At 72.3% G+C, this 21,753-nt stretch carries 21 protein-coding genes and 1 pseudogene; 16 read left to right on the forward strand and 6 right to left on the reverse strand.

Going from position 1 to position 21,753, the window contains the following annotated elements; genetic code table 11:
- Positions 1-40 precede the first annotated feature (40 nt).
- Positions 41-469 (forward strand): annotated as a pseudogene (locus ACZ7DE_RS10215) (glycosyltransferase); the annotation flags it as partial.
- Positions 470-476: 7 nt separating this feature from the next.
- On the opposite strand, the gene ACZ7DE_RS10220 reads toward ACZ7DE_RS10215, so the two are convergent.
- On the reverse strand, positions 477-1,739 hold the full coding sequence (locus tag ACZ7DE_RS10220) for a YncE family protein (protein WP_470759331.1): 1,263 nt from the start codon (positions 1,737-1,739) through the stop codon (positions 477-479).
- Positions 1,740-1,920: 181 nt separating this feature from the next.
- Between ACZ7DE_RS10220 and ACZ7DE_RS10225 the strand changes: the two genes are divergently transcribed.
- Positions 1,921-2,625 (forward strand): TetR/AcrR family transcriptional regulator, encoded by a 705-nt coding sequence (locus ACZ7DE_RS10225; protein WP_470759333.1) that lies wholly within the window; start codon positions 1,921-1,923, stop codon positions 2,623-2,625.
- A gap of 19 nt (positions 2,626-2,644) precedes the next feature.
- Here ACZ7DE_RS10225 and ACZ7DE_RS10230 read toward each other — a convergent pair whose 3' ends face one another.
- Entirely contained in the window at positions 2,645-3,895 is a 1,251-nt protein-coding gene (locus tag ACZ7DE_RS10230; RefSeq protein ID WP_470760077.1) for a glycosyltransferase, read from the reverse strand.
- A 208-nt stretch (positions 3,896-4,103) separates the two neighbouring features.
- Between ACZ7DE_RS10230 and ACZ7DE_RS10235 the strand changes: the two genes are divergently transcribed.
- Entirely contained in the window at positions 4,104-6,062 is a 1,959-nt protein-coding gene (locus ACZ7DE_RS10235) for a ricin-type beta-trefoil lectin domain protein (protein ID WP_470759334.1), read from the forward strand.
- A 143-nt stretch (positions 6,063-6,205) separates the two neighbouring features.
- Positions 6,206-7,075, forward strand: coding sequence for a hypothetical protein (locus ACZ7DE_RS10240; RefSeq protein WP_470759336.1), 870 nt, complete (start codon positions 6,206-6,208; stop codon positions 7,073-7,075).
- Between the two features lie 324 nt (positions 7,076-7,399).
- On the opposite strand, the gene ACZ7DE_RS10245 is transcribed toward ACZ7DE_RS10240, so the two are convergent.
- Positions 7,400-7,765 (reverse strand): nuclear transport factor 2 family protein, encoded by a 366-nt coding sequence (locus ACZ7DE_RS10245; RefSeq protein ID WP_470759338.1) that lies wholly within the window; start codon positions 7,763-7,765, stop codon positions 7,400-7,402.
- Positions 7,766-7,934: 169 nt separating this feature from the next.
- Here ACZ7DE_RS10245 and ACZ7DE_RS10250 point away from each other — a divergent pair, with 169 nt between their 5' ends.
- The gene (locus ACZ7DE_RS10250; RefSeq protein ID WP_470759340.1) at positions 7,935-8,222 is read left to right on the forward strand and encodes a hypothetical protein; all 288 of its coding nucleotides are present in this window, start codon (positions 7,935-7,937) and stop codon (positions 8,220-8,222) included.
- Between the two features lie 89 nt (positions 8,223-8,311).
- Here ACZ7DE_RS10250 and ACZ7DE_RS10255 read toward each other — a convergent pair whose 3' ends face one another.
- A complete protein-coding gene (locus ACZ7DE_RS10255; RefSeq protein WP_470759341.1) occupies positions 8,312-10,063 on the reverse strand; it encodes an ABC transporter ATP-binding protein in 1,752 nt (583 codons plus the stop codon).
- Positions 10,064-10,237: 174 nt separating this feature from the next.
- Here ACZ7DE_RS10255 and ACZ7DE_RS10260 point away from each other — a divergent pair, with 174 nt between their 5' ends.
- The 5 genes from ACZ7DE_RS10260 to ACZ7DE_RS10280 all read left to right on the forward strand — a co-directional run bounded on the left by ACZ7DE_RS10260 (position 10,238) and on the right by ACZ7DE_RS10280 (position 14,323).
- Positions 10,238-11,323 (forward strand): S-(hydroxymethyl)mycothiol dehydrogenase, encoded by a 1,086-nt coding sequence (locus tag ACZ7DE_RS10260; RefSeq protein ID WP_470759343.1) that lies wholly within the window; start codon positions 10,238-10,240, stop codon positions 11,321-11,323.
- Complete coding sequence (locus tag ACZ7DE_RS10265; RefSeq protein ID WP_470759345.1) at positions 11,323-11,952, forward strand: MBL fold metallo-hydrolase; 630 nt, start codon at positions 11,323-11,325, stop codon at positions 11,950-11,952. Before ACZ7DE_RS10260 ends, ACZ7DE_RS10265 begins: the two co-directional genes overlap by 1 nt.
- A gap of 186 nt (positions 11,953-12,138) precedes the next feature.
- Positions 12,139-13,053 carry an SDR family oxidoreductase gene (locus ACZ7DE_RS10270; protein ID WP_470759347.1) on the forward strand — a complete coding sequence of 305 codons (915 nt, stop codon included), beginning with the start codon at positions 12,139-12,141 and terminating at the stop codon, positions 13,051-13,053.
- Between the two features lie 190 nt (positions 13,054-13,243).
- Entirely contained in the window at positions 13,244-13,939 is a 696-nt protein-coding gene (locus ACZ7DE_RS10275) for a L,D-transpeptidase family protein (protein WP_470759349.1), read from the forward strand.
- Positions 13,940-14,152: 213 nt separating this feature from the next.
- Positions 14,153-14,323 (forward strand): hypothetical protein, encoded by a 171-nt coding sequence (locus tag ACZ7DE_RS10280; protein WP_470759350.1) that lies wholly within the window; start codon positions 14,153-14,155, stop codon positions 14,321-14,323.
- A 256-nt stretch (positions 14,324-14,579) separates the two neighbouring features.
- On the opposite strand, the gene ACZ7DE_RS10285 is transcribed toward ACZ7DE_RS10280, so the two are convergent.
- Together ACZ7DE_RS10285 and ACZ7DE_RS10290 are read right to left on the reverse strand one after the other, a co-directional pair.
- Positions 14,580-15,977, reverse strand: coding sequence for a S1 family peptidase (locus tag ACZ7DE_RS10285; RefSeq protein WP_470759352.1), 1,398 nt, complete (start codon positions 15,975-15,977; stop codon positions 14,580-14,582).
- Between the two features lie 118 nt (positions 15,978-16,095).
- Positions 16,096-17,193, reverse strand: a complete 1,098-nt coding sequence (locus tag ACZ7DE_RS10290; protein ID WP_470759354.1) for a hypothetical protein — start codon at positions 17,191-17,193, stop codon at positions 16,096-16,098.
- A gap of 25 nt (positions 17,194-17,218) precedes the next feature.
- On the opposite strand from ACZ7DE_RS10290, the gene ACZ7DE_RS10295 reads away from it, so the two are divergent.
- From ACZ7DE_RS10295 to ACZ7DE_RS10320, 6 genes are all read left to right on the forward strand, one after another.
- Complete coding sequence (locus ACZ7DE_RS10295; protein WP_470759356.1) at positions 17,219-18,397, forward strand: MalY/PatB family protein; 1,179 nt, start codon at positions 17,219-17,221, stop codon at positions 18,395-18,397.
- 227 nt (positions 18,398-18,624) lie between these two features.
- A complete protein-coding gene (locus ACZ7DE_RS10300; protein WP_470759358.1) occupies positions 18,625-18,918 on the forward strand; it encodes a hypothetical protein in 294 nt (97 codons plus the stop codon).
- Positions 18,915-19,133: a hypothetical protein gene (locus ACZ7DE_RS10305; RefSeq protein ID WP_470759360.1), complete on the forward strand. Its 219-nt coding sequence runs from the start codon at positions 18,915-18,917 to the stop codon at positions 19,131-19,133. Before ACZ7DE_RS10300 ends, ACZ7DE_RS10305 begins: the two co-directional genes overlap by 4 nt.
- Before the next feature lie 48 nt (positions 19,134-19,181).
- Complete coding sequence (locus ACZ7DE_RS10310; RefSeq protein ID WP_470759362.1) at positions 19,182-20,090, forward strand: 5-dehydro-4-deoxyglucarate dehydratase; 909 nt, start codon at positions 19,182-19,184, stop codon at positions 20,088-20,090.
- On the forward strand, positions 20,087-21,343 hold the full coding sequence (locus ACZ7DE_RS10315) for a glucarate dehydratase family protein (protein ID WP_470759364.1): 1,257 nt from the start codon (positions 20,087-20,089) through the stop codon (positions 21,341-21,343). Before ACZ7DE_RS10310 ends, ACZ7DE_RS10315 begins: the two co-directional genes overlap by 4 nt.
- Before the next feature lie 26 nt (positions 21,344-21,369).
- Positions 21,370-21,750: a PPOX class F420-dependent oxidoreductase gene (locus ACZ7DE_RS10320; protein ID WP_470759366.1), complete on the forward strand. Its 381-nt coding sequence runs from the start codon at positions 21,370-21,372 to the stop codon at positions 21,748-21,750.
- Positions 21,751-21,753: the final 3 nt, after the last annotated feature.

Consider the following 21,753-nt stretch of genomic DNA (forward strand, 5'->3'; position numbering starts at 1 on the left):
TGACCCTCCCCTCACGTCAGGGTCGAGACTCGACCCTGACCGGGCGCTGCGCGCGGCCGGGCTGCGCGGCATCCTGCAGACCGGCAGCGCCGGGCTCGCCGCCGACGGCGACGACGTGCTCTCACCGTCGGGGACGTGCCCCACGCGCTGCTGTTCCCCCGTACGGCCGCGGTGGTCCACCACGCCGGAGCGGGCACCGCGGCGGCGGGACTGCGGCGGCGGGGTGCCCGCGGTCCCGGTGCCGGTGACGGCGGACCAGCCGTTCTGGGCCGGGCGGCTGGCGGCACTCGGCGCGGCCACCGCGCCCCTTCCCTTCCGGTCCCTCACCGCCGGCATGCTCGCCGACGCCCTCGACCGCGTCGTACGGGATCCCTCGCACACCCGCTGCGCCACGGCCGCGGCGCAGCGCGCGGCGACCGAGGACGGAGCGGGCGCGGTCATCGAGGCGGTGGAGGAACTGGCCGGTTGAGGGACCGTCAGCTGCCGGCGCCGGTCCAGTCGGCGGCGACGTGGCCCAGCCGGACGCGCTGCGGATGGTCGCCCACCGGCACCGAGAGGATCTTCTGCCCGGTGGCGAAGTCGATCGCGGTGACCTGGTCGGCGCCGCTCTCGGAGATGACACAGCTCCTGCCGTCGCCGCTGACCGTGGCCCAGTACGGCTTGGAGGCGGTGACCAGCGGGCCCTCCTGGAGGGTGGCGCGGTTGACGACCGTCGCGTAGTCGTCCATCGTGCCGGCGACGCACAGCTTGGCGCCGTCGGGGCTCATGGAGAGGCCGTGGTGGCGCGAGTCGTTGACGAAGGTGGTGCGGTCGTCGCTGGTCGCCGCGTTCTTCGGCAGGGTCTTCGTCCGGGTGATCCGATCCGTGGCGAGGTCGTACTCGAAGAAGCCGTTGAAGAACGAGACCTGGAAGTACAGCTTGGACTCGTCCGGTGAGAACACCGCCGGGCGCACGGCGTCCGAGTAGTCCGTCAGGCCGATCGCGTCCAGCCGCTGCCGCATGTCGATGACCTTGACCTGCTGGTACGTGGTCGCGTCGACGACGGTGATGCGCCGGTCGCCCTTCGTGAAGTCCTGCCAGGGCGCGTCGAACGAGGTGTTCACGTCGCCGATCGACATGTTGTAGATGTACTTGCCGTCCTTGGTGAAGATGTTCTCGTGCGGCTTGTCGCCGGTCTTGAACGAGCCGACCTGCTTGCCGGTGACGATGTCCAGGACGTGCACCGTGTTCGAGATCGACGCGGAGACCGCGACCCGCTTGCCGTCGGGGGAGACGGCCATGTGGTCCGAGCGGTAACCGGACACGGGGAAACGCCAGTTGATGTTTCCGGTGGCCAGGTCGATCGAGACCACGTCGGCGAAGCTCGGCCGGGAGACGACCACCGACGCGCCGTCCGGCGTGCTGTACATGTCGTCGACGAACTGGTCGTGGCCCTCGCCGACCCCGTTGCGGATGGCCTGGAAGTAGATCCACTTGATCGGGTCGGCGTTGATCGCCGCCATCCGGGCGTCCTTGTCGGGGATCACGTTGATCCGGCCCACTTCGGCGAAGTCACCGCTGGACTTGATGACGTCCGCGGTGCCTTCCCAGTTGTTGCCGACGAAGAGCACCTCGCGCAGGGCGGCGGGGGTCGAGGCGTCGGAGCCGGCGGTGACGGCGGTGGCGGCGGCCGGGGCGGTGACGGTCAGGACGAGGGCGGCGGCTACGGAGCAAAGGTGCCTGGATCTGACAGCAGGCATGGCTGCTCTCTCCTCTGGGTGGCTGAAGGCGTGGGGGCAGGGCGGAAGGCCGCCCGAATCTGAACACCGGTGCGTTCAGAGTTGACTTACTGGAAAGTAAGGAAGGGGTGCCCTTCGCCACAAGACTCCGTACACGACAAAATTGGCGGTGGGGGAGCAGGGGAACCACGAGGGAGGGCCAGTGACGGGCAGGCTCAGAGCGCCGACCGGCCGGTACGGCGGCAAGACCGCCGAGCAGCGGCAGGCCGAACGGCGCGGACGATTCCTGGACGCGGCGCTGCGGCTGTTCGGCGGCACGCCGGGCTACCGCGGCACCACGGTCGCGTCGCTCAGCGAGGCGGCCGGCCTCTCGACCCGCCAGTTCTACGAGGAGTTCCGCACCCTCGAAGACGTCCTGGCGGAATTGCACCTGCAGGTCAACGACTGGGCCGAGGAGGCCGTCCTGGCCGCCTTCGCCGGCACGCAGGACCTGCCGCTCGCCGAGCGCGTCACCGCGATCTTCCGCGCCTACGCGGCCGACGTCACCAGCGACCCGCACCGGATCCGCATCACCTTCGTCGAGATCGTCGGGGTGAGTCCCCGCCTGGAGGAGCAGCGCCTGGCCCGCCGCGCCCGCTGGGTCGACCTGATCTGCGCCGAGGCGACGGCGGCCGCCGACCGCGGCGAGGCGGCCCGCCGCGACTACCGCCTGGCGGCCGCCGCCTTCATCGGCAGCGTCAACGGTCTCCTGCACGACTGGAGCGCGGGGTGGGTGGACGCGACGCTGGACGAGGTGGTCGACGAACTGGTCCGGCAGCTCCTGGGAATCCTGCGGCCGGCGGGCTGGGAGCGCACGGGTTCCCAGAGCCCCCCGTGCGGATCACGCGGGCTCCCCGATCCGGCCTGAACCGGACGAATGGCCGGACCTAGACGCCGCCGGGCCGGGCGGACGACAGCCGCCCCACCGCCTCCACCACCCGCTCCACACCGTTCTCCGCACGCACCCGGGCCCCCAACTCTCGGGAACGCTCGCGGTGTTCGGCCTTTCCGGTGGCCCGCAGCAGCGCGTCGGCCAGGGCGTCGGCGGTCAGGCGGCGCAGCGGCAGCGAGGCCGGGGCCACCCCGAGGGAGACCAGGCGGCCGGCCCAGAAGCTCTCGTCGAACTGGATCGGCACCGGCACCGCCGGCACTCCGGCGCGTACACCGGCCGCCGTCGTGCCCGCCCCGCAGTGGTGGACCACCGCGGCCGTCTCCGGGAACAGCAGTGAGTGCGGCACCTCGTCCACCGTCAGCATGTCCTCGCCGTCGACGGCGAGGCCGGCCCAGCCGCGCTGGATCACGCCGCGCAGCCCCGCCAGCCGCAGGGCCCGGACGATCTCGGTGCTCAGCCGCCGGGGGTCGGGCACGGTCGCGCTGCCCAGACCGACGAAGACCGGCGGCGGCCCCGCGTCCAGGAATCTGCGGAGCGTGGCCGGCAGCTGCGTCTCGCGGTCGTGGGGCCACCAGTATCCGGTGACGTCCAGCTGCGCACTCCAGTCCCGGGGGCGGGGAACCACCAGCGGGCTGAAACCGTGCAGGACGGGTCGGCCGCCCCGCCGACGGGCGGACAGGGCGCCGCCGAAGCGAGGTGTGGGGGGCAGTCCCAGCCGGGTCCGCAGCGCCGGCAGGGCCGGGGCGAAGGCCCGCTCGACGGCCAGCCCCACGCCGCGCGCGGCGAGCCGGTTGCCGGCCGCTCCCCAGGAACCGCCGCCCAGCAACGGCGGAGCGAACTCCCTGGTGGGGGCGACGGGTTGGAGGTGGAGATCGAGGCTCGGCAAGGAGAGGCCCTCGGCGATGGTGTGGCCCAGCGGGGCCACGGAGGCCGACAGCAGCAGGACGTCAGCGGTCCGGGCGGCGGCCAACAGGTCGTCGGCCATCCGTCCGACCAGGGCCCGGGCCATCCGGGCCACCCGCAGCAGCTTGCCCGGACCGGTCGCGCTGCGGTGCAGCCCACGGCCCCGCTCGGACTCCAGCTCGGCCCGCGGGTCCACCGGCAGGGCGTGGAAGCCCACCCCCGATCCCGCCACCAGCGGAGCGAACCGCGCATGGGTGACCAGGGTGACCTCGTGCCCCGCGCGCACGAGTGCATGGCCCAGCCCCGTGAAGGGGGCCACATCGCCCCGGGATCCCGCCGTCATGATCGCCACTCGCACGACGGACAGTATGGCGGCGCGCCCCGGGCAGGGGTAAGGCCCCCACGAAAGCAGCCACTTGGACGCGGCGGGGCCTCGCCACTTCTGTCACGGCCGTTGACTTCACCCTCGGCCGCCTCTAACTTCGGCGCGCACCATGTTCGGTTCACCGATCCATGTTCGATATTTCGAAGTTCGAATCCGGAGCCGCCGCATGCTTCCCCCACCCCGCTCCAGCCTCGTCCGGCGCCGCAGGTCGGCCGCCGCCCGCGTGTTCGCCCTCCTGTTGACGGCGGCCGCCGCCCTTCTGTTCGCCCAGCCGGCGCCGGCACAGGCCGCGACCTCCCGCCAGATCGCCGTTCCCGCCGCCCCGATGGGCTGGGCCTCCTGGAACAGCTTCGCCGCGAAGATCGACTACAACGTCATCAAGCAGCAGGTCGACGCGTTCGTCGCATCCGGTCTGCCGGCGGCGGGATACCGGTACATCAACATCGACGAGGGCTGGTGGCAGGGCACCCGCGACAGCGGGGGCGACATCACCGTCGACGAGTCCGAGTGGCCCGGTGGCATGAGCGCCATCGCCGACTACATCCACGCCAAGGGCCTCAAGGCCGGGATCTACACGGACGCCGGCAAGGACGGCTGCGGCTACTACTACCCGACCGGCCGCCCCGCCGCCCCGGGCAGCGGCAGCGAAGGCCACTACGACCAGGACATGCTCCAGTTCTCCAGGTGGGGCTTCGACTTCGTGAAGGTCGACTGGTGCGGCGGCGACGCGGAGGGCCTCGACGCCAGGACGACGTACCAGGCCATCAGCGACGCGATCGCCAGGGCCACCGCCACCACCGGCCGTCCGATGACCCTGTCGCTGTGCAACTGGGGCCGGCAGAACCCCTGGAACTGGGCGCCCGGACAGGGAGCGATGTGGCGGACCAACGACGACATCATCCTGTTCGGCGACAAGCCGTCCATGACCAACCTGCTGACCAACTTCGACCGGAACGTGCACCCCACCGCCCAGCACACCGGCTACTACAACGACCCGGACATGCTGATGGTCGGCATGGACGGCTTCACCGCCGCCCAGAACCGCACCCACATGAACCTGTGGGCCGTGTCCGGCGCCCCGCTCCTCGCCGGCAACAACCTGGCCACGATGACGACGGAGACGGCGGACATCCTCAAGAACCCCGAGGTCATCGCCGTCGACCAGGACGCGCGCGGCCTGCAGGGAGTCAAGGTCGCCGAGGACGCCGGCGGGCTCCAGGTGTACGGCAAGGTCCTGGCCGGCACCGGCAAGCGCGCCGTGGTGCTGCTCAACCGCACCTCCGCCGCCGCGAACATCACCGTCCGCTGGTCCGACCTGGGGCTGACCAACGCGTCCGCCACCGTCCGTGACCTGTGGGCCCGCGCCGACGTCGGCACCTTCGGCACGAGCTACACGGCCAACGTCCCGGCGGGCGGCTCGGTCATGCTCACCGTCACCGGCGGCACCGAGGCGTCGGGCAGCACCTACGCCGGCACGTCGGGCTTCTCCGGCGTGGCCGTCGGCAGCACCGGCCTGAAGGTCGTCGACGTCGCCTACACCAACACCGCCTCCACCGCCCGCACCGCGACCCTGCGGGTCAACGGCCAGACCGCGACGACCGTCTCGTTCCCGCCGACCGGCTCCACGCAGGGCACGATCACCCTCCAGGTCGCCCTCTCGAAGGGCTCCGCCAACACGCTCACCTTCACGGGCGCCCCGGCCCTCGCCGACATCACGGTCAGGCCGCTGCCCGGCGCGAACGGGAACCTCGTCACCGGCAAGCAGTCCGGCCGCTGCCTGGACATGTTCGACTCGACCATCTCCAACGGCACACAGGCCGAGCTGTGGGACTGCAACGGCGGCTCCAACCAGGCCTGGACGTACACCTCCCGCAAGGAACTCGTGGTGTACGGCAACAAGTGCCTGGACGCCTACAACCACGGCACGGCCAACGGCACCAAGGTCGTCGTCTGGGACTGCACCGGGCAGAACAACCAGAAGTGGAACGTCAACGCCGACGGCACCATCACCAACGTCAACGCCGGCCTGTGCCTCGACGCGTACGGGGCGGCCACGGTTAACCGCACCCCGATCGTGCTCTGGTCGTGCGGCGGCGCCGACAACCAGAAGTGGACCCTGAACTGACGGACCGGGCGGGGGCCCGACCGACACGCCGGGCCCCCACCCCCTGACATCGGTCGGGGCACAAACGCGACCGGGGACGTGTGACGGCCGACGGGGCGGGGCATCCCTCCTGCCTGGCGATGCACGGGGGCAAGGGGGGAACCATGCCGGACACGAGCGAGACCGTCGCGGGCGGGACGGACGAGACGGGCGAGGCGGGCCGGGCAGGCGGCGCGGGCGAGCCGGGCGGGACGGCCGACGCCGTCGCCGCGGACGAGCCGGCGGCGCCGGCCCGGACCAGGAAGGTTCGCGTCCGGCGAGCGGTGTTCCGGTTCGTCATGGTCGCGCTGATCCTGCTGCTCGCCGGCCGCACCTACGAGGAGACGGCCGTCTCTCTCGCCCGGTCCGACGGTTCCCTGGACACCGCCGGGGCGACCGTCACGGCGCTGACCTCGCACACGTCGTCCGGCTACTCGGGCACCGGACAGGACGGCGGCGGCGTGTACAACGTCTACACCGAGTACACGATCGAACTCGCCCTGCCGGAAGGACGAAAGACGGTCGACAAGGTCCACGACGTGAACGCGAGCGAGCTGTGGGAGGGCAAGCGGGTCGTGGTGGGCCTGTGGCACGGGCGGGTCGTGGAGATCGACGGCCATGACGTGTGGCGGGGCTGGCACTTCGGCCCGCTGGACGTCACGCTGATCGTGCTGATGCCGATGATCACCGCCTACCTGGTCGGCCTCGCCGTCGCGGCCGCCGCGCTCCTGGCGGCATGGACCGGCCGGGTCCGGCTCGGGCGGGACGACCGCTTCGGGCCCTGCGCGCTCGGATGCGTCGTCGGCATGACGGCGCTGCTCGCGCTCCTGGTGAACGCCGCGTTCGGGAACGTCCTCCCGTACTGGCCGGCCGTCCCCGTCGGCCTCGCGACCGTGGCGGCCCTGGCCAGGCTGGGCGCGGTGATCCGGCGGGAGGGGCGCCTGCGGACCGAAGGCGCCCTGGGCGGCGCCGGGAACACGTCGGCGTCGGACTGAGCGGCCGCGGGCTGCCGGCAGGCTCGCGAAGCGGACCGGCCGGCGTCCGGGCGCCTCGAGGCCGACCGGCTCACCGGGTCCGGCCGCACCGCGATCCACGTGCGCGCGGCGACGGACGAGGCGGGCGGGAGCGCGCCGCTCGCAGCGCCGTCCGCAGCAGAGCGACGGGCAGCGCCACGGGCAGGGCGACGGTGACCCGACGGCCCGTCGCCCTGGCCGGCGCCGTCGGCCGGGAGCGGGCCGGACGCGACCGTCCCAGCCGTGCCGTCACCGAGAAGGTCCAGGTCGGCCGGGAGGAGACCTGGACCCCGGCGGTCCTCCTCCCTACTCGTCCCATGCCTGGATCAGCGTCTGCTCGACGATCTTGCCGTCGCGCAGCGTGATCATCGACTCGGCGAGCACCCGCACGCCGTCCGCGTACCGGCAGGACTCGCTGTAGGCGGCACGGTCGCCCTGGACGATGCACTCCTCCAGGGTGTGGGTCATGTCCCTGCTGTAGACGTCCTCGAGCAGCCGGCCGATCTCGTCCCGGCCGTGCAGCACCGTCGGCCGACTGGGTTGCGAGTTGTGGTCGACGACGCGCAGCTCCGCGTCGTCCGCGTAGAGCGACAGCAATGCCGCCGCGGTCTGTCCTTCCACGCCCCTGCGCAGGGTCTCGGTGTCGAATGCGGAGCCTGCCGCGGTGCCCATGGTGACCTCCTCCGAGGGCCGCGTCCCAGGGGAGCGGGCCGCCGGTCCCTCACCTTCGAGGCTCCTCCCGCCCGCGGGGGTCGGCAAGCGCAGCCGGTGCGCTCCACCTGTCGGGTGAGCGTGGGCGGTCGCCCGTGTCCGCGAGGGCGTCCGGGGCGTTGCTGAGAACATGATCTCCACTCGACGCATCGCCGCTCTCGCTGCTCTCGCCGCCGGCCTCACGGGTCTCGCGGCGCCCATGGCGAGCGCGGCCGACGCCCCGGCCGCCGGCCGGCTGAACCCGATGACCACGCTGGACGCGCTCGTCGCGGACCAGATCCCGGAGGAGCACCGGGCCGAACTCCCGCCCGTCTCAGGGCAGCTGGGCGAACTCAACAAGGTGACCCAGCTCGGGCAGCTGAACGAACTGCACCAGGTCACCGACCTCGTCGCCCCCGTGACCGGGCTGCTGGGCTGAGCGTCGTACCTCTTCCTCTCCTCGCGGGGGCCGTCCGGACGACCGGACGGCCCCCGCACCCGTGCGGTCGGGCCCCGACGCCGGCCGGCTCAGTCGGTCGTCGCGAGGAACTGGGTCGCCGCGAGTTCCGCGTAGAGCGGGTCGCCGGTCACGAGTTCGCGGTGCGTGCCCACGGCGCGGACCCGGCCCGCGTCCATGACGACGATCCGGTCCGCCATCGTGACCGTCGACAACCGGTGGGCCACGACGAGGACGGTCGTCGTGCGGGCGACGTCGGCCACGGTGTCGCGCAGCGCCGCCTCGTTCACCGCGTCCAGCTGCGAGGTCGCCTCGTCGAGCAGGAGGAGCCGCGGGCGGCGCAGCAGGGCGCGGCCGATGGCCACCCGCTGACGCTCACCGCCGGACAACTTCGTCCCGCGATGCCCGACCAGCGTGTCCAGCCCCTGGGGCAGGCGCGCGACGAGGTCCTCGAGACGGGTCGTCTTCAGTACCTCCCGCACGGTGTCGTCGTCCGCCTCGGCGTTTCCGAGCATCAGGTTGTCGAGGAGCGAGCCCGACAGGACGGGGGCGTCCTGCTCCACGTAGCCGATGGCGGACCGCAGGTGCGCCAGCTCCCAGTCGGCGACGTCGCGGCCGTCGAGGGTGATCGTGCCGGACTCGGGGTCGTAGAACCGCTCGATGAGCGAGAACACCGTGGTCTTGCCCGCGCCCGACGGTCCGACGAACGCGGTCATGCCCCGGGCGGGCACGGCGAACGTCACCCCGTGGTGGACGTACGGCAGGTCGTCGGCGTAGCGGAAACGGACGTCGGTGAAGGCGAGCGAGGCCGGTTCGGCGGAGGCGGGCAGGGGAGCGGGCCGGGAGGCCGGTTCGGCGGGCAGCCGCAGGGCCTCCTGGATGCGGCCCAGGGCCGCGGAACCCGTCTGATACTGGGTGACGGCGCCCACCACCTGCTGGATCGGCGACATCAGGTAGAACACGTACAGCAGGAAGGCCACCAGTGTGCCGATCTGGATGGCTCCCGTCGCCACCCGCGCCCCGCCGACCGCGAGCACCGTGATGAACGCCGTCTGCATCGCCAGTCCCGCCGTGTTCCCGGCCGCGGCCGACCACTTGGCCGCCCGTACGCTCTGCCGCCAGGACTCCTCCGCGGCCGCGTGCAGCGTCGCCTCCTCACGGGGCTCGGCGCCCGACGCCTTCACCGTGCGCAGCGCGCCCAGCACCCGCTCCAGCGAGGCCCCCATCACCCCGACCGCGTCCTGCGCGCGACGGCTCGCCCGGTTGATGCGCGGCACGATGACCCCGAGCACCGTCCCCGCGCACACGATCACGGCCAGCGTGACCCCCAGGAGCACCGGATCCACCAGGCCCATCATCACGACCGTGGCGGCCAGCGTGAGGCCGCCGGTGCCGAGGCCCACCAGCGAGTCGGTGGTGACCTCGCGCAGCAGTGTCGTGTCCGAGGTGATGCGGGCCATCAGGTCGCCGGGCTCACTGCGGTCCACCGCCGTGATCCGCAGCCGCAGCAGATAGGACGACAACGCCCGACGCGCCCCGAGGACCACCGACTCGGCCGTCCGCCGCAGCACGTACGAACCCAGCGCGCCCACCGCCGCGTTGGCCACGACGAGGGCCGTCAGGGCGAGCAACGCGCCGGTGATCGCGCGGTCATGACCCAGGTCGTCGATCAACTTCCGCGCCACCAGCGGCAGGAGCAGCCCGGTGGCGCCGGTGACGAGCGAGAGCACCGCCCCCACGAGCAGGGCCCGGCGGTGCGGCCGCACGTAGTCGAGCAGCAGCCGCCAAGGGGGCCGGTCGCCGGCGGTCTGGGCGATGGTCACGGGACTCCTCGAGGGGGTTCGGTCGGAGCCACCAGGCTACGTGGGCGGCCGCGGCGCGTTGGCCGGAAGCGTGCGTTCCGGACGCTTCCCGGCCCCGTCGTCCGTGCTCCGGACGATCAGTCACGCGTAGGGTCGGCACCGGGACGGACGACCACCGAGGAAAGGGGCGGCAGCATGCCGCAGGAAGTGCGCGGAGTGATCGCGCCGGGCCGGAACGAGCCGGTGCGGGTGGAGACGATCGTGATCCCGGACCCGGGTCCGGGTGAGGCCGTGGTGAAGATCCAGGCCTGCGGGGTCTGCCACACGGACCTGCACTACAAGCAGGGCGGGATCAACGACGAGTTCCCCTTCCTGCTCGGCCATGAGGCGGCCGGCGTGGTGGAGTCGGTGGGCGAGGGCGTCACCGACGTCGCTCCGGGCGACTTCGTGATCCTGAACTGGCGGGCCGTGTGCGGGCAGTGCCGTGCCTGTCTGCGCGGACGTCCCTGGTACTGCTTCGACACCCACAACGCCGAGCAGAGGATGACCCTCACCGACGGCACCGAGCTGTCCCCGGCCCTCGGCATCGGGGCGTTCGCGGAGAAGACCCTCGTGGCGGCCGGGCAGTGCACGAAGGTCGACGCGTCGGTGTCGCCGGCGGTGGCCGGACTCCTGGGCTGCGGCGTGATGGCGGGCATCGGCGCGGCGATCAACACCGGCGGCGTCGGCCGCGGAGACTCGGTCGCGGTCATCGGCTGCGGCGGGGTCGGTGACGCGGCCGTCGCAGGGGCCAGGCTGGCGGGCGCGGCGAAGATCATCGCGGTCGACATCGACGACCGCAAGCTGGAGAAGGCACGCGGTATGGGCGCCACCCACACCGTGAACTCCAAGGAGACCGATCCGATCGAGGCGATCCGCGAACTGACCGGCGGTTTCGGCGCGGACGTGGTGATCGAGGCGGTCGGCCGCCCCGAGACGTACAAGCAGGCGTTCTACGCCCGCGACCTCGCCGGCACGGTCGTCCTCGTCGGCGTGCCCACGCCCGAGATGAAGCTCGAACTGCCCCTGCTGGACGTGTTCGGCCGCGGCGGGGCGCTCAAGTCGTCCTGGTACGGCGACTGTCTGCCCTCCCGTGATTTCCCGATGCTGATCGACCTGCATCTGCAGGGCCGCCTGGACCTCGGCGCGTTCGTCACCGAGACGATCGAACTCGACCAGGTGGAGCAGGCGTTCGAGCGGATGCACCAGGGAGACGTCCTGCGTTCGGTGGTGGTGCTGTGATGACCGCGCGCATCGAACGCCTGGTCACCTCGGGACAGTTCAGCCTCGACGGCGGCACCTGGGACGTGGACAACAACGTGTGGATCGTCGGCGACGACCACGAGGCCGTCGTCATCGACGCCGCCCACGACGCGGCCGCCATCGCGCAGGCCGTCGGCGACCGGCGGCTGACGGCCATCGTCTGCACCCACGCCCACAACGACCACGTCGGCGCCGCCCCCGCCCTCGCGGACCTCACCGGCGCGACCATCTGGCTGCACCCCGACGACCTTCCGCTGTGGAGGCTCACCCACCCGGACCGCGAGCCGGACGCCCACCTCGCCGACGGCCAGGTCATCGAGGCCGCCGGCGTCGACCTGACGGTCCTGCACACCCCCGGACACGCGCCCGGTGCGGTGTGCCTGTACGAACCGGGGCTCGGCGTCCTGTTCACCGGCGACACCCTCTTCCAGGGCGGCCCCGGCGCCACCGGCCGCTCCTACTCCCACTTCCCGACGATCATCACGTCCATCAGGGACCGGCTGCTCGCCCTCCCGCCCGAGACGAAGGTGCTGACCGGGCACGGGGACACGACGACCATCGGCGCCGAGGCGCCCCACCTGGACGACTGGATCGCCCGGGGGCACTGACGCACGGCGCACGGCGTCGCCCCGCCGCCGGCCCCCGCCATCGGCGCGGGGACCCGGCGGACGACGCCGTCCCGGCCGGCCGGCTGCGCCCGGCCGGGTGACCGCCGCCGAAAGACGACAGAAGACGTCCGGTTTTCCCGGGACCCTCGAGGCGACACCACTCGCACGGGAAGAGGGAGGCCGGACATGTCTGGGCCGCTGGAAGGCAAGGTCGCACTGGTCGCGGGGGCGACCCGGGGCGCGGGACGGGGCATCGCCGTGGAACTGGGGGCGGCCGGCGCCACCGTCTACGTGACCGGACGCACCACCCGCGACCGGCGCTCCGAGTACGACCGCCCCGAGACGATCGAGGACACCGCCGACCTGGTGACCGAGGCGGGCGGCCACGGCATCGCCGTTCCCACCGACCACCTCGACCCCGACCGGGTGCGCGCCCTGGTCGACCGCATCGCCGGCGAACAGGACCGCCTCGATGTCCTCGTCAACGACGTCTGGGGCGGCGACAAGCTCTTCGAATGGGACACCCCGGTCTGGGAGCACGACCTCGACAACGGGCTGCGGCTGCTGCGGCTCGCCGTCGAGACCCACGCCGTCACCAGCCATCACGCCCTGCCGCTCCTGCTGCGCCGGCCGGGCGGGCTGGTCGTCGAGATGACCGACGGCACCGCCGAGTACAACCGCGACACCTACCGCGTGAACTTCTTCTACGACCTCGCCAAGGCGTCCGTCCTGCGCATGGCGTTCGCCCTCTCCCACGAGCTCGGGCCCCGCGGCGCGACCGCCGTCGCGCTCACCCCCGGCTGGCTGCGCTCGGAGCTGATGCTCGAACAGTTCGGCGTGGAGGAGGCCAACTGGCGCGACGCCCTCGATCGCGTCCCCCACTTCGCCATCTCCGAGACGCCCCGCTACGTCGGCCGGGCCGTCGCCGCGCTCGCCGCCGACCCCGGCGTCGCCCGGTTCAACGGCCGGTCCCTCTCCAGCGGGGGCCTCGCCCAGGAGTACGGCTTCACCGACCTCGACGGCAGCCGACCGGACGCCTGGCGCTACCTCGTCGAAGTCCAGGACGCGGGAAAGCCGGCCGACACGGCGGGCTACCGCTGAGCCGTCGCTCGTCCCTGGGGCCGCCGGCGACCGGGCCGGCGGCCGGCCGTAGGCTGCCCCTCCGAGGCCGGGGCGGACGTTAGTTCACCGTTTCGTCACAGCCTGCGTCGCAGTACAACCGCCGCCCGCGTAGAGCGGTCTAGAACTGCGAGATCGCCACCACGTACCACGTGCCAGGGAGAGGGCAACCATGGGGGACATACGCAGACGAGGGGTCGTCGCGCTCGGGGTCACCGGGCTCGTCGCGCCGTTGACGCTCGCGCTGGGCGCGGCGCCGGCCCAGGCCGCCAGTTGTACGACGCAGGCCGGCCCGTATCAGAAGCAGGTGGAGAAGTTCCTCGGCCGGCCCGTCGACGGCAGGCAGTCGAGCACCGACTGCAAGGCCATCCAGGCCTTCCAGAACAAGCACGGCATCACCCCGAACATCGGCTACGCAGGGCCGGTCACGTGGGGCGTGATGGACCTCATGAACAAGCAGAAGGCGGTCGGCAGCAACCCCAACAGGTCTGGCGCCTGCCCGACCAACAAGGGCCGCATCGCCTGCGTCAACCTCACGCTGCAGATCAGCTGGATCCAGGACGGCAGCAGGCTCGTCTACGGGCCGGTCCCGGTCCGCACCGGCCGCAACGGGTACGAGACCCGCACCGGCCTGAAGAAGATCTACTGGCGCCACCTCAACCACGTGTCGACCATCTACAACGTGCCCATGCCCTACAGCCAGTTCTTCGACGGCGGGCAGGCCTTCCACTCGGTCGGCGTCAGCATGTGGAACCCCCCGGGCTCCCACGGCTGCGTCAACATGACGTCGACGGCCGCCAAGAAGTACTGGTCGCTGCTGAAGAACGGCGACGACGTCTTCGTGTACGGCCGCAAGCCGGGCACCTGATCCCCCTCGGGCCCGTGAGACGGCGCGGACGCCCGGCGTGTCCCGGGCGTCACGCCCTGGGCGCGCCCGCGCGTGGACCGCGGTCGAAGACGGGCGGGCCGGAACTCCGACGAAAGGGTTGACAGAGGACGTGACCAGCAACACGTCCGATATGTCCGGTTGATTCGGGATGACTCACGCGGCCTTCACGTCGGACGCCCTAAGATTCACATCATGTCCACCACTGTTGAAACCCTCTCCGAGCGATCGGCTGCTGAGGTCAACGAGGAGATCCGGGCCCTGTGGTTCCGGTCGGGCGGGACACTGAGCGTCGAGCAGCGCGAGGAGTACCAGCGGCTCGTCCTGGAGTGGGCCGCCGCTCCGCAGACCGTCGAGGCGGCCTGACGGTCACCCGACCGCGGGGCCGTCCACGGGAGCCCCGCCCTGAGAACCACCGGGCGCACGGGAGCCCTCCCCGCACCGCCCTCGGGCCGTCCTCCACGGTCTCGTCGTCCACTCGTCCTTCGCATGCCGTCCGCATGCCATGCCGTCCCAGGACCGGCACTCCCACATGATCCCGCCGACCGGCGCCCGCCGGGCCGGGCGGGTGTGGCGATCGCCACACCCGTTCGCCCCACCCGGTTCCGGCGCTCGGACGAGGTCATCCCCAGGTCGCCGAGTAGTAGCGCTGGTACGCCTTGCGGTCCTGCTCCGCGCGGATGTAGCGGGTCGCCACCAGGGCGACCATGCTGCCCGCGATGACCAGCAGACCGGGGCCGATGTTCCTGGGGTCGGTGAGTCGCGCGGCGAGGGACACGCTGTCTCCGACGCCCGTCACCGGAGTCGTCGAGCCGGGGGACGCGGAGCCCGGGGCGATCGCCGCCTGGGTGGGGGAGCCGGACGGCGCGGGATCGGCCGACGAGGTCGGCGTGCCGCCCTGCGCGTTGTCGGACGGCGCGGCCACGATCAGCTGAACGCCGAGCTGGGCCAGCGCCTTGGTGACCGGCTGGAAGAAGGTCGTCCCCCCGGTCTTGCAGTCGCCGCTGCCGCCCGAGGTGACGCCGAGGGCGATGCCCTCGGAGAACATCGGGCCGCCGCTGTCGCCGGGTTCGGCGCACACGTTCGTCTCGATGAGACCGCTGACCGTGCCCTCCGGGTAGTTCACCGTCGCGTCCAAGCCGGTGACCTGGCCGTCGCGCAGCCCGCTGGTGCTGCCGCTGCGGAACACCCGCTGGCCCACGGCCGCGTCACCGGTGCCCGTGATGCGCACCCCGTTGCCGTTGCCGATCGCCACCACGTCGGCGCCGTCGCCCGCCTTGCCGCTCGCGTACTGCACCAGGGAGAAGTCACTGCCGGGGAAGTTGGAGTTGACCGTCTGGCCCACCTGCTGCTTGGCCTGGTTGTCGGCGAACCAGGTCGAGCCCGTCGGCCCGCAGTGCCCGGCGGTCAGGATGAAGTCGCTCGTCCCGTTGGTCACGTTGAAGCCGGCCGAACAGCGTCCGCCGGTCGACAGGATGGGCTGTGCGCCGTTGATCCGGGTGGTGAACTCGCCGCCGGTGCGCTGCATGCGCACGAAACTGCCGATGCCGGCGGCCGTGTCCGTCAGCCGCGACCAGTCGGAGGCCGACACGGTGCTGTCGGCCTGCACGACGACCTGGTTGGTCCGGTAGTCCATCACCCATGCCGTACCGGGCACCTTGGGAGCCGACCGCAGGGTCGCCGCTGCCGACTTGAGCTCGTTCATGCTGTGCGAGACGACCTTCGCCTCCACGCCCGCCGCCCGGACGGCGTCGGCCGTCGCGTCGTCGGTGACCGCGACCACCGGACGTCCGTCGGAGCCGAGCCAGGTGCCCGCGGTACGGGCGGTGCCGAACTTCTCGACGAGAGCCGCTCCCGGATTCGTGACGACGGACTCGGCGGAGCTGCGCGGCGTCACCGGTGCGGCGGGCGGCTCACTCGCCATGGCCGCCTGCGTGACCATTGCCCCTCCCAGGAGGAGTCCGCCGACCGCCGCCAGCCGGGTCACTCGCCGGACGGTCCGTCGTCGTACGTGCCTCATGCATGGCTCCCGAAACCCTGATCGCGCGGTCTCAACACCGCGGGGCTCTCCGGTCGTTGAGCGCCCTCACCTGGATACGTGCCGGGGCCCGGCAGCGTTCAGCCCGGGAGCGATCACCTCAGGGGCGGCGGGCCACGGCCTCCGGAAGTGACGAGGTCGACGGGCTCGGTCGTCCGGCCATCTGGACGCCCGAGTCGACCGGTGTCGCCCGTCCTCCCGATTCCGCCGCCGGGCCGAGTCGCGCCCAGCTCCGTTCGTCGCCCCAGACGGCCGCCGCGCCGGTGTAGGGGCGCAGCAGCGCGGTGAGCCGGGGGTCGCCGTGGCCGTTGAGTTCGTCGGAGGCGACCTTGCGGGCGATTCCGGCGAGGAAGTCGGCGAGCTGCACCCGCGGGTCGAGCCGCGCGACCACGAGGCGGATGCCGGCGAGCCGGATGCCCCGCCGTCGGGCCGCCTCCTCGATCCAGGCGATCCGCTCCGGAGTGAGCATGTTCTGCCGGTCGTGCGCGAGACGGACGGGACGGCCGCCGGCGCTCCAGTGGGCCGCCGTGTGCACGATGGAGGGGAGCAGCGGATTGAGGACGGGGGTGAGCACGAACGGCCCGTCCTGGATGCGGGCGCGGTAGGACAGCGCGCGGGACCGTTGTCCCGAGAGCCGCGAGAGGGTCTGCGCCGCCCGTGTCCTCGGATATCTCCGGCGCAGTTCCTCGACCGTGTGGAAGAAGTGGTCGACGGGCACGTCCGGCGGCCCCTCGTGGCGTACCCGCAGCAACTGGTTGGCCGCCGCGAGGAATTGCGTCCATTCCGCTGCCGTGAAGGTCCGCCGGCCCTGCCGGAAGAGGGACACGGCCGTCTCCGGGTCGTCCAGCAGCAGGTCGACGGCCCGGTCCACCACGAAATAGGCCTTCTCCACGAGATGCACATGGGCGTGTCCGGACAGCGGACCCGACGGTGACAGCAGCCATTCCAGGACCGATCGGTGCTTCTCCCGGAGCAGATGGTTCGCCTTGTACTCCTCGGCCGGCGAACGGATGCGATCGCGGATCTCCTGCACGTGACCGGCGGCGGACTCGGCCGGCAGCAGCACACTGGCGTGGGCGAACACGTCGGTGTTTCCGCCGGTGAGGTTCTCCCCGTCCGAACCCGACTCGTCGCAGGCGACCTCGGGGATTGCACCGGCGTCCGCCGCACCTGTCCCGTTCACATGATCCCAGGTCACACCACAGCCCCCTATCTTGTGCCCCATGACCAGCATCCCGCACAAGACGCATGGTGAGGCAAACCCTTTAAAGGCGCTGACGCTGGAGCAGCTCCGCTGCCGTACGAGCATGAAATGGCGCACGTACCCGGACGACGTGCTGCCGTTGTGGGTGGCGGAGATGGACGTGCCGCTCGCCGAGCCGGTGGTCCGCGCGGTGACGCGGGCGCTCGAGCTCGGTGACACGGGCTATCCGGCGGGGACGGCCTACGCCGAGGCGCTGGCCGTCTTCGCCGCCGGGCGGTGGGGCTGGGACGGGCCGGCGGTCGAGCGGACGGCCCTCGTGCCCGACGTGATGCTGGGCGTCGTCGAGATGCTGAAGCTGGTGACCGGTCCCGGTGATCCGGTGGTCGTCAACCCGCCCGTGTACCCGCCGTTCTTCTCGTTCGTCGAGCACCTGGACCGGCGGGTGGCCCAGGCTCCCCTGGGCCCGGACGGACGGCTCGACCTCGACGTGCTGGAGGAGGCCTACCAGCGGGCCGTCGCGGGCGGCGGGCGAGCCGCGCACCTGCTGTGCAGCCCGCACAACCCGACCGGCACCGTGCACACGGCCGGGGAACTGGCCGCCGTCGCCGCGCTCGCCGCACGGTACGGCGTGCGGGTGGTCGTCGACGAGATCCACGCGCCGCTCACCGCGGTGGGAGCCGACTTCGTGCCCTATCTCGCGGTGCCCGGCGCCGGGAGCGGGCTGTCGCTGATGTCGGCGTCGAAGGCCTGGAACCTGGCCGGGCTCAAGTCGGCCCTGGCCGTGGCGGGTCCCGAGGCGGCCGCGGACCTGGCCCGGATGCCCGAGGAGGTGGGCCACGGACCGAGCCACCTCGCCGTCATCGCGCACACGGCCGCCCTGCGCGAGGGCGCGGTCTGGCTGGACGCCCTGCTGGCCGGCCTCGACGACAACCGGCGGCTGCTCCGCGCCCTGCTGGCCGAACACCTGCCCGGCGTCGGGTACCGGCCGGGCGAGGCCACCTTCCTCGCCTGGCTGGACTGCCGGGCACTGGGCCTCGGCGACGATCCGGCCGCGGTCTTCCTCGAGCGGGGCCGGGTGGCCCTCAGTCCCGGTTGCGACTTCGGCACCGGAGGGGCCGGGCACGTTCGGCTGAACCTGGCGACCTCGCCGGAGATCCTCACCGAGGGCGTCCGGCGGATGGCGGCCGCCCTGCGCTGATCCGCAGGTCCTGCGGTCCGGTCGCCGCCCCGCCGGATCCGTTCCGGCGGGGCGGCGACGTGGTGAAGAGGCGTCCGGCGGCGGCGGTTCCGCGGCCCCTCCCGTCACGGTCCGGCCATGTCCCGGCCATGTCTTGACATACGGCTGAAACCATTCGTAGCTTGGGCGCTCAATTTAGATTCGTGAAGCCGGTTCATGGATGTGAACGGAGGTGCTTGGAGGTGCTCATGGGCGATCGCCGGCAGGTCCTTGGTGGCTTCCAGGACGGCAACGCCGGCATGTACCTCACCGGCCCCTACAACATCGCCACCTTCGACCAGGCCCTCGGCAAGGACAGGTTCGAGGTGGTCCAGGCCCCGCCGGACCGGCCGGAAACGACGTCCATGAAGGACATCCCCACCGAGATCGAGGAGGCCGCCCGCCTCGACGGGGTGGGCGAGTTCCGCATGCTCTGGCAGGTGATCCTGCCGCTGTGCAAGCCCGCGCGCTCGGCGTCGCCGGCGTCCTCGGGTCCGTCATGATCTGGGACCAGTACCTGCTTCCCCTGACCGCCTCCAAGGACCCCACCGACTACTCGGTCACCGTCGCCCTGTCCATCCTGCGCACCGACCCCGAGGTCGGCTCCGGCGTCGTCCTCGCGGGCGCGGTCATCGCCCTCGTCCCCAGCCTGATCGTCTACCTGCTCCTGCAGCGCTCGCTGGTCACCGGCATCGCCGCCGGAGCCACCAAGGGCTGACGCGTCCGGTACAGACCCCCACGCCATCCACGTAGTCACGAGGGAGACATGAAGTTCCAAGGAGTGCTGTTCTTCCCGGTCACGCCGTTCGCACCGGACGGCTCGCTGGACGGGGAACGGCTCGCCCGGCACATCGAGGCCGGTGTCTCGGCGGGCGCTGGCGGGGTGTTCGTCGCCTGCGGGACGGGCGAGTTCCACGCCCTCACCCCGGACGAGATCGAACACGCCACCCGGGTCGCCGTCGAGACGACCGCCGGACGCGTCCCCGTGCTGGCGGCCGCCGGCGGCCCCGTCCCCGTCGCCCGCGACCACGCCGAGCGCGTGGCGCGCGCCGGCACCGACGGCATCCTGCTGCTGCCGCCCTACCTGGTCACCGCTCCCCAGCGGGGCCTGGTCCGCTATGTCGAGGAGGTCACCGCCGCGACCGACCTGCCCGTCGTCTTCTACCAACGCTCGACCGTCCGGCTCACCGAGACGACGGCCGCCGAGATCGCGGCCCTGCCCAGGGTCGTCGGGCTGAAGGACGGCATCGGCGACGTCGAGCGGATGCACCGCGTCGTGCGCGCGGTGCGGGCCGTGCCGGGCGCCGAGGACTTCCAGTTCTTCAACGGCCTGCCCACCGCCGAGATGACCGCCCCCGCCTACCGGGGCATCGGCGTCGGCCTCTACTCCTCGGCCGTCTTCGCCTTCGCCCCCGAGATCGCCCTCGCCTTCCACCGGGCCCTGGCGGACGGGGACGACGACCTCGTCACCCTCCTCCTCGACGTGTTCTACGGCCCCCTCGTCGCCCTCCGCGACGAGGTCCCGGGATACGCCGTGTCCCTGGTCAAGGCCGGAGTGACGATCCGCGGGCTCGACGTGGGCGGCGTACGCGCGCCCCTGGTCGATCCCGGCCCCGAGCACATCGCCCGGCTCGCCCGGCTCATCGGCCGAGGACTGGAGGCGGTCGCCGCATGAACACCTCCGCCACGCGCATCCGCGAACTGATCGTCACGCCCATCGCCTTCTCCGACCCGCCGCTGCTGAACTCGGCCGGCGTCCACGAACCGCTCGCGCTGCGCGTGATCCTCCGACTCGTCCTGGAGGACGGCACGGTGGGGCTCGGCGAGTCGCCGGGCGGCGAGGCGCGCCTGGAACGGCTGGCGATCGCCGCGAGGACGGTCGTCGGCATGGACGTCTTCGACACGACCGCCCTCGCCGCCGCGATCGACGGGGCCCTGCTGCCGGCCGTGCCCAGCTCCCACGAGCGCGGGTGGACCACCTCGGCCGTCGAGGTCGCCTGCCTGGACGCCCAGGGCAGACTCCTCGGCCGGCCCGTGAGCGACCTGCTCGGCGGACGGGTGCGCGACTCCGTGCCCTTCGCCGCCTACCTCTTCTACAAGTGGGCCGAACACCCCGCGCTCGACGGCCGGCCGGCCATCGGCGACGACTGGCCCGAGGCCCTCGACCCGGACGGGATCGTCGAACAGGCCCGGCTGATGCGACAGCGCCACGGCTTCCGCTCGTTCAAGCTGAAGGGCGGGGTCTTCCCGCCGGACGAGGAGATCGACGCGATCAGGGCGCTGGCGCAGGCCTTCCCCGGGCAGCCCCTGCGACTGGACCCCAACACCGCCTGGACGGTGGAGACGTCGACGTACGTCGCCCGCCGGCTCGACGGCGTGCTGGAGTACCTGGAGGATCCGACGGCGACCATCGGGGGCATGGCCGAGGTCGCGAAGAACTCGCCGCTGCCGCTCGCCACCAACATGTGCGTGATCGCCTGGGAACACCTCAGGCCGGCCGTCGAGCAGAACGCCGTCCAGGTGCTCCTCACCGACCACCACTACTGGGGCGGACTGCGCCGCACCCGCGAACTGGCCGCCGTCTGCGAGGCGTTCGGGATCGGCCTGTCCATGCACTCCAACTCGCACCTGGGCATCAGCCTCGCGGCCATGACGCACGTCGCCGCCGCCATCCCGAACCTCGACCACTCCTGCGACACCCACTATCCGTGGAACGGCGGCGACGACGTGATCGTCCCCGGCGTCCTGGAGCTGAAGGACGGGGAGGTCGCGGTGCCGACCGGGCCCGGCCTCGGCGTGGAGCTGGACCTCGACGCCCTCGACCGGCTGCACCGCCGCTACCTCGACTCCGGGATGCGGCGGCGCGACGACACCGGCTACATGCGACGCGTCCGGCCGGACTACGAGCCGACGCTGCCCAGGTGGTGACGCGACCCGCTGCCTAGACTGCGGACATGGACGAGAAGGCGATCGACCGGCTGGCCGCGGGCAAGTACCTGCTGATCACCAGCTATCGGAAGAACGGGACCGGGGTCGCCACCCCCGTGTGGGTGGTGCGCGACGGCGACGCGCTCGGGGCCTGGTCGGCCGCCGACGCCTGGAAGGTCAAGCGGATCCGGGCCCGCGGCGACGTCCTCGTCGGCCCCTGCGACGTGCGGGGCAACCCCACCGGCCAGCAGGTCCCGGCGACCGCCTCGATCTGCGACGCGCAGACCACCGCCCGCTACCGCGCGCTGCTCGCCCGCAAGTACGGCGTCCTGGGCCGGCTCACCCTGCTCGGCAGCAGGCTGCGCCGGGGGCTGGACGGCACCGTGGGGATCCGCATCACCCTGTGAGCG

The organism is Streptomyces sp. NPDC037083, assembly GCF_055606485.1.